The sequence below is a fragment of the Nocardia sp. CS682 genome (assembly GCF_004634405.1).
In the GTDB taxonomy this organism is placed as follows: domain Bacteria; phylum Actinomycetota; class Actinomycetes; order Mycobacteriales; family Mycobacteriaceae; genus Nocardia; species Nocardia ninae.
The window spans coordinates 4,716,931-4,728,954 of the sequence record NZ_CP029710.1 but is presented as its reverse complement, the minus strand read 5'-3'; the positions used below and the strand labels follow the sequence as shown (position 1 = coordinate 4,728,954).

Here is a 12,024-nt window from a genome sequence, read left to right as displayed (position 1 = left end):
CGCCTCCTTCGCGGCGGTCCTAGTAGATCTTCGCCTGCCCGTCACCGTCGGCGACCAGCGGGCGGCCCGCCTGCTGCCACGCGACCATGCCGCCGTTCACCTGGATGGCGTCGAAGCCGATGTGCGTGAGGTATTCGACCACCTGGAGGGAACGGCCGCCTTGCCTGCAGATGACGTAGAGATCGACGTCGTACTCCAGCTCGTCCACCCGGGCGGGCACGTCGACCATCGGGATGTGCACGGCGCCCGGTGCGTGCCCGAGTTGCCACTCGTCGTCCTCGCGCACATCGAGCAGGATCGCTCGCGCGGTGTCGGCCGCCGGTTCGGCGCTGTCGAATTCGCGCGGCACCGCGTCCACCGGGACCGAGGGCACATGGGGACTCGTCACAGTTTCGATCCTGCCATGGGCGACGGAGGGCCGTGCGGTGCCGCCCGCGCGGCGGCCGTCGGCGGCTCGACATCGAGCCGATACTTCAGGTATGTTCTGCGTCCCGGAACCCTGATCGATGCCCCGCTCAGGGTCGGCATGTGCATACCTCCGACAGAGTTATCCACATAATCCACAACTTCATCCACAGGCTGCAGCTATCAGACAGCGCACCATTCTCAGGATTTGGCTATCAAAGCTATCCTCCGGCAAACCCACTCTCCGAGCCCAGACTGCCGGATCAGCGACATATCTGAGCCCTCAGCGGATTCGCGGCATGACCTTCGGCGCGAACGACCGATCCGAGACTCCCCTCCAGCCGCCAATCCCGGAGCGGTCATTCGCCGCCGACCTCGGAACTCGCGGCGCGGCGGGTTCCGATATCTACTTGGACGGCGCGAGGTCCGGTTCGGTTCCATAAAAAACGAGAACACTAGCGAAAAACTGAAATACTGGGCTCCACCGGTAGCTGTCGGTAGCCTGTGGCCATGAACGTGAGCAGGGGGCTACTCGACGGCATGGATACGGCTGGGCTCAATGTCGCTCTGTCCGAGGCGACCTGCCTCGGCCTGGAGGTCGACGCGGCGGCCGGACAACTACGACTCGACTTAGAGGTGCTGACGCTTCCGGAAAACGGAACGCCCACCGAGGATTACCGGGTGCAGGTCACCTTCACCGGGGTCAGCCGCGTCGCGGCGTCCCTGCGGATGCAGAACTGGGACGACCTCGAACCGCGGGTGCTGCCACTGGAACTGACCGGTCTGGACGAGGCCATCCGTAGTTTCGGCGGCGGCAGGCTGCACGGCTGGGAGTTCATCGATCTCGACGACAGCGGCTGGGCACTGTGGAGCGAGTTGCTCAGCTTCGACACCACCCTCGATGAGCATGTCTCCGCGCACGTACTGGAGTTCTCCCAGGAGGAGGGCATCGACCCGCGCGAGCTGGACGTGCGCGTGTGGTTCGACAACATGCTCATCAACGACACCACCGGCCGGGAGATCCCGCTGGCGGAGTTCATCGCCGGCGCGGCGCGCTGGTGGGCGGCGCACGACGCGGGCGACCCGCGCGCAACCCGTCCTGGCGTAGCGCCGCCGCTCTGAATCGACCACACCGATACCGCACACTCGGACTTCCGGATGTGCGGTATTTCTGTATCCCGCGTCGCTGACGGGCCGCAACCGCGGTGCTTCTCGGCCGGAAACACGCCCTCGACTCGGGCTGATTCCGGAATCGGCGGCTGCCGCGGATGACCATTGACGTATTGGGTATCCGGAACGAGGATCGGTGCTGCCGACCGGGCAGCGCCGCTCCGAGTGATGACGGACGCGCGCGGGGAGGCGCAGTCGCTCCACTGGTTCGTCGTACCGCGACATGGTTCGATGCAACGCGTGAGGTTCGACCCGCTGCCGATGACGACGTGCCGGTGCACAGCCCGTGCCCGCGTCGGAATGCGGGGGCATCAGGCCCGGTTGGAACCGAGCGGGTGTACGAATGATGGTTGGGTGTGCTCGATAAGGGCGCACACAGCCCGACATAGGAAGGGACATCGTGGCTGAGTACACGCTGCCAGATCTGGATTACGACTACAGCGCCCTGGAGCCCCACATCTCCGGGCAGATCAACGAGCTGCATCATTCCAAGCACCACGCCGCTTACGTCGCGGGCGCGAACACCGCGCTCGAGAAGCTCGAAGCGGCCCGCGAAAGCGGCGATCACGGCGCCATTTTCCTGTACGAGAAGAACCTGGCCTTCCACCTGGGTGGGCACGTCAACCACTCCATCTGGTGGAAGAACCTGTCCCCCAACGGTGGTGACAAGCCGGTCGGCGACCTCGCCGCCGCGATCGACGACCAGTTCGGCTCGTTCGACAAGTTCCGCGCGCAGTTCACCGCCGCGGCCAACGGCCTGCAGGGCTCCGGCTGGGCGGTGCTCGGCTACGACACCCTCGGCCAGAAGCTGCTGACCTTCCAGCTCTACGACCAGCAGGCCAACGTCCCGCTGGGCATCATCCCGCTGCTGCAGGTCGACATGTGGGAGCACGCCTTCTACCTGCAGTACAAGAACGTCAAGGCGGACTACGTGACCGCGTTCTGGAACGTCGTCAACTGGGAAGACGTGCAGGACCGCTTCACCCGCGCCGTCGGCCAGGGCAAGGGCCTCATCTTCGGCTGATAGCGAGCACCCGCCCACGGGCCCGTGTCCCTGCCGCGCTCACGCGGTCGGGGCGCGGGCCCGTCGCCGTTTCCGGCGGTTGTCGCGACGCGATCCGGACACGCCCGAGCGGCAAACCGGTCTCGGACCGTGCGCGCGAGCGGCCGTCACGGGCCTGTGGGCTGGCTCGATCGCTGGTCAGCCCGATTTCTCCGGGCAGCTGGCACTCTTTGGTACTTGTGTGCCAGGTGATTCGTAGTTCATTCTCGGATTCCACAGTTCGAGGACGGGCAAAGCCGCTGGGAGCGCTATCGAGCGTGAACGCGCGAGGCCGCCCCCGGTTACCCGGACGGGAGGCACCATGCGGACGAATGGACCGATCGGCATCACGCCTTTCCATGCCCGCGGCTCGCTGCGCGGCTTCGTCATCTCCGGCCGCTGGCCGGACACCACCAAGGAATGGGCGCAGGTACTCGTGCTGGCCGTCCGGGTGGCCACGCTACCCGGGCTGCTGTCCACCTCGACGGTGTTCGGGGTGCGCGAGGAACTGCCCGACGACCCGGCACCCGACATGGTCGGCCTGGTGATGGCCGAGGGAACCGTGCTCGGCGAGGAGGCCCTCGCACCCGGCCGGTTTGCCGACCATGTGCCGGCCGCCCTGTTGATGCTGCATCCGCCCTCGGAAACCCGGCCCTCCCTGCCGGAATGCGCAGGCGCAGCCTCGGGCTGTGTGCTGCTGCCCGGCGTGCCGCATCTGGGCCTGGAACACCGGGCGGCGTGGGCCGAGGCCGAATCCGACGGGACGGTCACCTCCCTGGTCAGCCGGGTGGGGCTGGACCCGATCAGCGATCCCGACACCGCGGTTCTGGCCATGCTGCTGGCCGCGTAAGGGTACCCGAAACCCTGCGCATGGATCGCCAAACTTATTGTGCGCATTGCGATTTGGGTAACAGCCGGTTGGCATGGTTGAGCACCCGCGGGTAGAGTCGGGGACAGCGAAGGGGAGTAGCCCCCAATTGCACAGTCGACATACTGACCCGCTTCCCCACGAGGGCTCGGGTCCGGCTGTGTGAACCGGCGTAGACCGGTGGGCGAGACCTTCGGCCGAGACAACTATTTCGTTGTCGGCCGGAGGCATACCCAGACTCCGACCGGCAGGCCGGAGACCCGGGAGCCACACACATCATGATCGCCACCGTTTTGCTGAGTATCGGCATCGTCTTCCTTGCCGAGCTCGGTGACAAATCCCAGCTGATGGCCTTGACGTTCGCGTTGCGCTACCGCTGGTGGGTCGTGCTCGGCGGCATCGCGACCGCCTCGGCCGCGGTGCACCTGATCTCGGTGGGCGTCGGCTACTTCCTCGGATCGGCGCTGCCCACCCGGGCCATCTCGCTGGTCGCCGCCCTCACCTTCCTGGCTGTCGGCCTGTGGACGCTGCGTGAACACTTCGGCGCGGACGAAGAGGACCCGGCGCCGAAGTCGTTGCGGGCGAGCACCGCACCGTTCCTGGTGGTGCTGTCCGCCTTCCTGCTGGCCGAACTCGGCGACCGGACCATGTTCGCGACCGCCGCACTGGCCACCGACTACGACTGGGTCGGCGTGTGGGTCGGCTCGACCATCGGCATGGTCGCCGCCGACGCGCTCGCCATCGGGATCGGCATCCTGGTCGGCAAGCACCTGCCGGAACGCGCGATCGGGATCGGCTCCGGGCTGCTGTTCCTCTACTTCGGTGCCGCGACGCTGCTCTCCACCGCCGCGCCCGCGCTGGGCGGGCCGAGCGTCGCCGTACTGGCGATCGTCGCGCCGGCGCTGGGTGGTGCGGTCATGCTGATCCTGCGCAAACTGCGGCCTGCCGCGGTACCCGATCGCCCGGAGCCCGCAGCGGCGACACCTGATGCGGTCGACATCTAGGTCCGCGGCTCGTTCGATTCGAGCAAGGCGTCGCCGTACAGCTCCCCGCCGCGCCGCACCAGATTCAGCAGCGGTACCCGCAGCGCGAGCAGGCCGTCCAGATCATCCGCCGCGATCCGGCCGGTGACCATCGCGCTGATCGAGGCCGCGAGGGTCTGGCAGGCGAACCGCTGATCGTCGGTGCCCGCGCCGAGCACGTCGGCGATCAGGCCGACGAACAGTTCCATCAGCTGCGCGCGCCGCGAGAGCGCCGCCGAACCCACCGCATAGACCTCGACCAGGAACAGCCGCGCGCTGGCCGGATCGTCCACCAGGTGCTGCAGGTAAGCCTGGAAGATCCGGTCCATCCGGTCCAAGCTGCTCAGTTCGGGCCCGGCCGGATCGTCGGCGCCGCGGGAGGCATCCTCGATGCGGCCGAGCAGATTCTGTACGGCGCGCTCGTAGGCGGCTTCGAAACACGCCTCCTTGGAACGGAATTGCTCGTAGAAGGTCTCCCTGGACACTCCAGCGCGCTTCAGGATCGCCGCGACCGACGTTCCGACGTAACCGTTCTCGGCCATCGCCTCGGCCATCGCGATCAGGATGCGCTCGCGCTGCGAGGCGACCACCTGCTCCCGCGGCAGGCCGTGCCTACCGCGCGGGAGTTGGCGTGCGCTGGTTGCCGATTCGGTCATTCGGTGGCTCCGGTGGTTCGGTCGGGCTAGGCTGGCCGCTCCATTTTGCGGGGTCGGGTGGGTTGGTCCGTTGTGAAGGGTGCCTCTTCACTTCGTGCGATCGCCAAGGCGCGCGGCACACCTCGGCGCAGCGTCAAGCCGACCAGCCGCTGGGCGATCGGCCGGAACGGCAGGGCGACGGCCACCCACCAGGGCGAAACCACCTGACGACGCCGGCGCGCGATGGCTTTTTCCACCGAATCAATGGCGGGGCCGAGCGGCGCGACACCGGAAACGGTGGAGCGGCCGAGGATGGCGCGGGCCGCGGCGGTGCCGAAGCCGCGCGAGGTCATGTCCGTGTCCAGTTCGGCAAAGTATGCGATGCCGACCTTCGCGCCGGTGTGTTTCAGTTCGATGCGCAACGTGTGGCCGAGCGCCTCCACCGCGGCCTTCGACGCGCTGTAGGCACCGACCAGCGGCAGGTTCACCGCGGCGGCGAGCGAAGAGACCACCAGCGCATAGCCGTTCGCGTGACTGATGTGCGGACCGGCCGCGCGCACCGTGTAGTAGACGCCGAGCACATTGACCGCCAGCGTCTCCTCCATCACCGCCGGGTCACCGCCGATCAACGGCAGCTGCCGCGCCACCCCCGCATTGGCCACCACCACATCCAGCCCACCCAGCTCACCGACCAGCGTCTCCACCACCCGGTCCACCTGCGCGACATCCCCGACATCGCAGTAGCGCCAGGGCGCGTCCCCACACTCCCGCGCTACCTCCCCCAGCAACTCCTCCTCCAACCCCAGCAGCGCGACCTTCGCCCCCGCGTCATACAACTGCCGAGCCAACGCAGCCCCGATCCCCCGCGCCGCCCCGGTGATCAACACCCGCCGCCCTGCCACCGACACCCCACCGAACAGCTTCATGCAGCGACGGTACCACCGAAGAACACGTTTGTTCGCAAATAGTCGTTCCACCTCGTTGCCGCGGTTTTCGAGGATCCTGAGCGGCCCCGAAGGAACCTGCCCCGGTAACCGCGCCGCAGGTGAGCCGAGAATCCACGCGGAAATGAGAGGGATGCCTCATGAAGCTCGGTGGTGGCAACCGTTAGGGTGCAATTGACGAAGGGCCAACTGGCTGTCACGAACGAGAGGACCATCGTGGAGATTTCGGGTTCCGCCGCCATTGTCACCGGAGGCGCATCCGGCCTCGGCGCCGCCACCGCCAAGCGTTTCGCCGAGCTGGGGGCCACTGTCTTCGGACTGGATGTGCCGCAGTCGATCGAACGGGCCGGGGACAATGTGCCCGCCGGGGTCACCCTCATTCCGGCCGATGTGACCAGCAATGACGAGGTCGCCGCCGCGGTCGCGCAGGTCGTCGACTCGGGTGCGCCGCTGCGCATCGTGGTCAACTGCGCCGGTGTCGGCTGGGCCGGACGCATCCTGTCCAAGAACGGCCCGCACGACCTGGAGCTGTTCCGCACCGTCATCACCGTGAACCTGCTCGGCACCTTCAACGTGATGCGCCTGGCCGCCGACGCCATCGCCAAGACCGAGGCCGTGGACGAGTACGGCCAGCGCGGCGTCGTGATCAACACCGCGTCGGTCGCCGCGTTCGAGGGCCAGATCGGCCAGATCGCGTACTCGGCCTCCAAGGGTGGCGTGCACGGCATGACCGTGCCCGCCGCGCGCGACCTGGCCCAGTTCGGCATCCGGGTGAACACCATCGCCCCCGGCATCATCGACACCCCGATGCTGGCCGGCGTCACCGAGGAGTACCGCAAGGGCCTCGAGGCGGGCGTGCCCTTCCCGTCCCGCCTGGGCCGCCCGGACGAGTACGCGCAGCTGTCGCAGTACATCGTCGAGCACGACTACCTCAACGGCGAGACCATCCGTATGGACGGCGCACTGCGCATGGCCCCGCGCTAGGGAACCAACGCGAAAGCCGCTGTCGACCAAAACACGGTCGGCGGCGGCTTTTTCGTGCTCAGGCGAGCGGCTTGTGCCCGATACCGAGGAACGCGGTGGTGGACAACGGCCGCTGCGGGCGATAGTGCTCGGCGAGGTAGGCCTTCATCAGCGCGACGCGTTCGGCCCACACCTGTTCGCCGACGCTGCGGCGCATCAGGGCCAGCGGCGCGCTGCTGCGCACCAGGGTTTCCCACATCTCGTCGGCGCTTGCGAAGGCGAGCGCGGTCGAATGTCGTTGGATGGAGACGGCTTCGAAGCCCGCGCGGCGCATCTCGGTCTGGAAGACCTCGGGATTTTCCAGGCTGAGGTAGTTGGGCTGCGGCTCCTGGACGGTGGGGTCGGCGGCGTGCAGCGCGCCGAACATCGTCCGCATCAGCGGTGATTCGACCACCGGCGCCCAGCTGGACACCACGGCCGTGCCGCCCGGGCGCAGCACCCGGAACAGTTCGGCGAAACCTTTGGTTCGTTCCGGGAAGAACATCAGCCCGAACATCGAGAATCCCGCGTCGAAGGTGTCGCTGTCGAACGGCAGGGCCTGCCCATCCCCCACCCGCGCTTCGATATTGGTCAGCCCGGCGGCCCGCGCTGCGGCGGTGAGCCGCTCGATCATCGGAGCGGAGAAGTCGATTGCTTGCACCCGCGCCACCTGCGGCGCGGCAAGCAGGCTCAGCGCGCCCGTCCCCGCCGCGACATCGATGACCTGGGAAGACGGTGTCAGCGAAGCGAATTCGAGCGCACGATCGGAGAAGGGCTGCATGATCGCGGGCGCGAACTCGGCGTATCCATCGGCGACGAGATCCCACGGCTCGGCGACGGCAAGAGGGTTTCCGGACATAAGCTGACGATCCTTTCGATCGCCCAAATTTAACCGCGTCCACCCATGACCCAGCACCAACTCAGGCGAATATCGCTGTGCGCGAGGCTATTCGGATCGCGTGCCAGAAGGTAGCGAAGCCTGCCATTTCACACTGGACGCACGATCGTGAACCACTCGTGCCTGCAGGTCATCGGCGGACGTGCTTCGGCGAGGACCACCGTGGGGTGGCCCTCGCCGAAGTCCGGATCAGAGGGTGCGGGTGAGGCGATCGGTGAGGATGTGCGCGAACCGCGCCGGATCCTTCAGCTCGCCGCCCTCGGCCAACACCGCTGTGCCGTAGAGCAACTCGGCGGTCTCGGTGAGCTCGGGCACCTTGCCCGCGTCGGCGTCGTCCTTGCGGGTGTCGTAGGCGTCGCGCAGGCCGGTGACCAGCGGGTGGGTCGGGTTGAGCTCGAGGATCCGCTTGGTCTCCGGCACCAGTTGGCCGGAGGCGCGATACATCCGCTCCAGCATCGGGGTGAAGTCGAAGACGTCACCGACGAGGCAGGCGGGTGAGGTGGTGAGCCGGTTGGTGAGGCGCACCTCCTTGACGCTGTCGTCCAGCGTCTTGCCGAGCCAGGTCAGCACCTCGGCGAAGTCCTTGTCCTGCTGCTCACGCAGCGCCTCGGAGGCCTTCTTCTCCTCCTCGGACTCCAGGTCGACCTCGCCCTTGGCGATCGAGGTGAAGGCCTTGCCGTCGAATTCGGGCACCGAGCCGACCCACATCTCGTCCACCGGATCGGTGAGGATCAGCACCTCGCGGCCCTTGGCCTTGAAAGCCTCCATGTGCGGGGAGCTTTCGACCTGCTGGCGGGACTCGCCGGTCATGTAGTAGATGGCGTCCTGACCCTCCGGCATGCGCTCCACGTACTGGGCCAGCGTGGTCAGCTCGGTCTCGGAGTTCGTCGAGGCGAACGAGCAGACCTGCAGGATGGTTTCGCGGTTGTCGAAGTCGCCGAGCAGGCCCTCCTTGAGGACGCGACCGAATTCCTTCCAGAAGGTCTGGTACTTGGTCTGGTCCTCGGCGCCCTGCAGGTCCTTGACCGTGGACAGCACCTTCTTGACCAGCCGCTTGCGGATCATCTGGATCTGGCGGTCCTGCTGCAGGATCTCGCGGGAGACGTTGAGCGAGAGGTCCTGTGCGTCCACCACACCCTTGACGAAGCGCAGGTACTCCGGCATCAGCTCTTCGCAGTTGTCCATGATGAACACCCGCTTGACGTAGAGCTGCACGCCGCGCTTGTGCTCGCGGGTGAACAGGTCGAACGGCGCCTGCGACGGCAGGAACAGCAGCGCCTGGTATTCGAAGGTGCCCTCCGCCTTGAGCGGGATGATCTCGAGCGGATCGTCCCAGGCGTGGCTGACGTGCTTGTAGAACTCCTTGTACTCCTCGTCGCTGACCTCGCTCTTCGGGCGGGTCCACAGCGCCTTCATGGAGTTGAGGGTCTGGTCCTCGACGATGGTCTTCTCGGACTTCTCCTCGCCCTCACCCTCGGTGACGGTCCGCTCGACCTGCATGCGGATCGGCCAGGCGATGAAGTCGGAGTACTTCTTGACGATCTCCCGGAGCTTCCACTCCTGGGTGTAGTCGAAGAGGTGATCCTCTTCGTCGGCGGGCTTGAGGTGCAGCGAGACCGCGGTGCCCTGGGGTGCGGTGTCGAGGGTTTCGATGGTGTAGGTGGAACTGCCCGCGGCCGACTCCCAGCGGGTGCCCTCGGTCTCCCCGGCCCGCCGGGTGGTCAGGGTGACCTTGTCGGCGACCATGAAGGTCGAGTAGAAGCCGATGCCGAATTGGCCGATCAGCTCCGCGGTGTCGACGTTGGCCGCCGCGCTCTTGGCCTCGTTGAGCTTCTTGCGCAGCTCGGCGGTGCCGGACTTGGCGAGGGTGCCGATCAGGTCGACCACCTCGGCGCGGGACATACCGATGCCGTTGTCCCGAACGGTCAGGATCCGGTTGTCCTTGTCGACCTCCAGCTCGATGTGGAGGTCGGACGTGTCGACATGCAGATCCTTGTCCCGGAAGGACTCCAGCCGCAGCTTGTCCAGCGCGTCGGAGGAGTTCGAGATCAGCTCCCGCAGGAAGGTGTCCTTGTTGGAGTAGACCGAATGGATCATCAGCTCGAGCAGCTGATGCGTCTCTGCCTGGAACTCGAGTTGTTCGACGTGCTCTGTCACGACGCGATAGTACGACGCCCGAAATCCGCTAGGCCAGGAACCTCGAGGTCTGCCCGATTCGACATCCACTCGCGCAGCACCTGGGTGGCCCGGACGTCGTCCTCGTTGTACTCCAGCAACCGGGTGCGCTGGGACATGTCGGGGTCGCCCTCGTAGCCGACGGCCAGCCGATACCAGCTCATCGACGCCTCGCCGCCCGCCTCGGCATCGCGCCAGGAAAAGCCCGCGACCGGCGCGATCTTCTTCAGCCCCTTGCCGTTCGGGCAGATGAACTGATCGGAGACGGCCTGGAACATGTCCACCCACTCCGGTCCGTCGACGAACGCGCGCACCTGCTCGACCGTCGGCACGCCGGGGCGCCCGGCGAAGCGGCGCGCCGACTCGTAGAGCCACTTGTCCTCGGCGGTGCGCGAGTAGCAGTAGGCGGCAAAGGTTTTGCCGTGCGCGGCGGCTTCGGCACGGATGGTCATCAGCCAGGTCCAGAACTCGCCGAACGAGCGGCCCTCGTCCTCGGTGGGCAGCGGATCCCAGGTAACGAACGGGCGGTACACGCCGTCGAGCAGCGTCCCCCACAGGTACGCGCCGTACTCCTGGAAGCTCTCCAGGTCGACGTCGACCTCCACGTCGGCCCGCTGCACCCGGATCGGCTCCACCCGGCGGACCAGCGGCGCGCCCGCGATCCAGGCGCGCGCGGTGACCACCGCCTCGTCGAACGGGCCGTGCTGCCAGTCGTCGGGGTCGTCGCCCGCCCACTCGGCCAGCTCGTCGATGGTCTGCACGCCGTGCCTGCGCAGCACGTCGGCGCGCGAGCCGGGCGCGACCAGGCTGACGTCGCGATGCTCGATGAGCCAGCCCTCACAGCTCGGTCCTTCGATGCTGCGCGTCCACCACGGGCACTGCCTGCACTCGGGCACCTTCGACGGAATCGTCGGCAGTTCGCCGCGGACCACCGCGACCCGGTCGGCGTAGCGCTGGTCGTAGTCGGCGAGCACCGGCCCGAGGTCGTGCACCAGGATGCAGTCGAAGTGGTAGCCGATCACGCCGCCGACCAGCGCCGGGCTGGCCATGCCGTGGCGCTGCAGCATTCGGTACAGGTGCGCGAGGCGCTGCTGGTCGCGCGGCTGCTGGCGCAGTTTGCGGTGCCGGTCCGGTTTCGGGTTCCAGTGGTACGGGTTCGAGGTGGTCGGGTGAAAATCGGCGGGCTCGGGGTTTCGCGGGTCGGTCACCTTGTGGTTCACCACGATCACCGGGATGTACCCGCCGCGGTCGAGGTCGCGCAGCAGGATCTCCGAGCCGCCCCGCCTGCCCGTCTCCGGTTCCTGCGGCAGCAGCCCGCCCCAGATGTGGTGCACGCCAGCCGCACACGCCTGCATGGTGGCCTCGGCGCGCTCGGCCGCGCGCAGCGTGGGGTCGATGACCACCCAGCCCGCCGGGTCCGCCGCGATCAGCGCGTCGCGGACCCGCAGCCGATGGGCCGTGGCCGCCTCCCTGCGCTGCCGCACCCCCGGGTCCTCGGTGACGCCGTGCAGCGCCCCGGGATGTGCCGCGTCCAAGTGCAGACGATGACGACAGCCGATGAGCGCTCTGGCATCGATGAAGGGGGTCGGCGCATCCGCGACGCCGGCCGGCCGTTCGACGGCCGTGCCGTTGTGCTTGCGACCCGCTCGGTCACCGATGCCCGATTCCACGCTATGCAGTATGGTCCCTACCCCCGACAAACCCACGAACCCCATGGGCAACGGCACCGTTCGCGGCTCGTCGCCCTGCCACGCTCGCTGGTGTCGCGATGCACCCGTTAGGGTAGGACGCAAACCGTGTGACATGGGCGGACGGGCTTTCCCCGGCGTCGTACTGCCATGGCAAACCAGCATGACGGAGGGC

11 protein-coding genes are annotated in these 12,024 nt (G+C 67.4%); 5 read left to right on the top strand and 6 right to left on the bottom strand.

Features of this window, described 5'->3' with window-relative positions; genetic code table 11:
- Nucleotides 1-19 precede the first annotated feature (19 nt).
- Complete coding sequence (locus DMB37_RS21340) at nucleotides 20-388, bottom strand: rhodanese-like domain-containing protein (protein WP_206054999.1); 369 nt, start codon at nucleotides 386-388, stop codon at nucleotides 20-22.
- Between the two features lie 527 nt (nucleotides 389-915).
- On the opposite strand from DMB37_RS21340, the gene DMB37_RS21335 reads away from it, so the two are divergent.
- From DMB37_RS21335 to DMB37_RS21320, 4 genes are all read left to right on the top strand, one after another.
- Nucleotides 916-1,527, top strand: a complete 612-nt coding sequence (locus tag DMB37_RS21335) for a hypothetical protein (RefSeq protein ID WP_240771598.1) — start codon at nucleotides 916-918, stop codon at nucleotides 1,525-1,527.
- A 448-nt stretch (nucleotides 1,528-1,975) separates the two neighbouring features.
- A complete protein-coding gene (locus tag DMB37_RS21330) occupies nucleotides 1,976-2,599 on the top strand; it encodes a superoxide dismutase (protein WP_107653560.1) in 624 nt (207 codons plus the stop codon).
- 340 nt (nucleotides 2,600-2,939) lie between these two features.
- Nucleotides 2,940-3,467, top strand: coding sequence for a peptidase (locus DMB37_RS21325; protein WP_135234223.1), 528 nt, complete (start codon nucleotides 2,940-2,942; stop codon nucleotides 3,465-3,467).
- A gap of 296 nt (nucleotides 3,468-3,763) precedes the next feature.
- Nucleotides 3,764-4,489 (top strand): TMEM165/GDT1 family protein, encoded by a 726-nt coding sequence (locus tag DMB37_RS21320; RefSeq protein WP_135234222.1) that lies wholly within the window; start codon nucleotides 3,764-3,766, stop codon nucleotides 4,487-4,489.
- Here DMB37_RS21320 and DMB37_RS21315 read toward each other — a convergent pair.
- Together DMB37_RS21315 and DMB37_RS21310 are read right to left on the bottom strand one after the other, a co-directional pair.
- Nucleotides 4,486-5,163, bottom strand: coding sequence for a TetR/AcrR family transcriptional regulator (locus DMB37_RS21315; RefSeq protein ID WP_135234221.1), 678 nt, complete (start codon nucleotides 5,161-5,163; stop codon nucleotides 4,486-4,488). The genes DMB37_RS21320 and DMB37_RS21315 overlap by 4 nt on opposite strands.
- A gap of 26 nt (nucleotides 5,164-5,189) precedes the next feature.
- Nucleotides 5,190-6,068, bottom strand: coding sequence for an SDR family NAD(P)-dependent oxidoreductase (locus tag DMB37_RS21310; protein ID WP_135234220.1), 879 nt, complete (start codon nucleotides 6,066-6,068; stop codon nucleotides 5,190-5,192).
- Between the two features lie 234 nt (nucleotides 6,069-6,302).
- Here DMB37_RS21310 and DMB37_RS21305 point away from each other — a divergent pair, with 234 nt between their 5' ends.
- Nucleotides 6,303-7,070 carry an SDR family NAD(P)-dependent oxidoreductase gene (locus tag DMB37_RS21305; RefSeq protein WP_135234219.1) on the top strand — a complete coding sequence of 256 codons (768 nt, stop codon included), beginning with the start codon at nucleotides 6,303-6,305 and terminating at the stop codon, nucleotides 7,068-7,070.
- Nucleotides 7,071-7,128: 58 nt separating this feature from the next.
- Here the strand turns inward: DMB37_RS21305 and DMB37_RS21300 are convergent, their stop codons facing one another.
- The 3 genes from DMB37_RS21300 to DMB37_RS21290 form a co-directional block, all read right to left on the bottom strand.
- Complete coding sequence (locus DMB37_RS21300; protein ID WP_135234218.1) at nucleotides 7,129-7,947, bottom strand: class I SAM-dependent methyltransferase; 819 nt, start codon at nucleotides 7,945-7,947, stop codon at nucleotides 7,129-7,131.
- Nucleotides 7,948-8,175: 228 nt separating this feature from the next.
- The gene (htpG, locus tag DMB37_RS21295) at nucleotides 8,176-10,143 is read right to left on the bottom strand and encodes a molecular chaperone HtpG (protein ID WP_135234217.1); all 1,968 of its coding nucleotides are present in this window, start codon (nucleotides 10,141-10,143) and stop codon (nucleotides 8,176-8,178) included.
- Nucleotides 10,140-11,876 (bottom strand): TM0106 family RecB-like putative nuclease, encoded by a 1,737-nt coding sequence (locus tag DMB37_RS21290; RefSeq protein WP_240771597.1) that lies wholly within the window; start codon nucleotides 11,874-11,876, stop codon nucleotides 10,140-10,142. The genes htpG and DMB37_RS21290 overlap by 4 nt, the downstream gene beginning before the upstream one ends.
- Nucleotides 11,877-12,024: the final 148 nt, after the last annotated feature.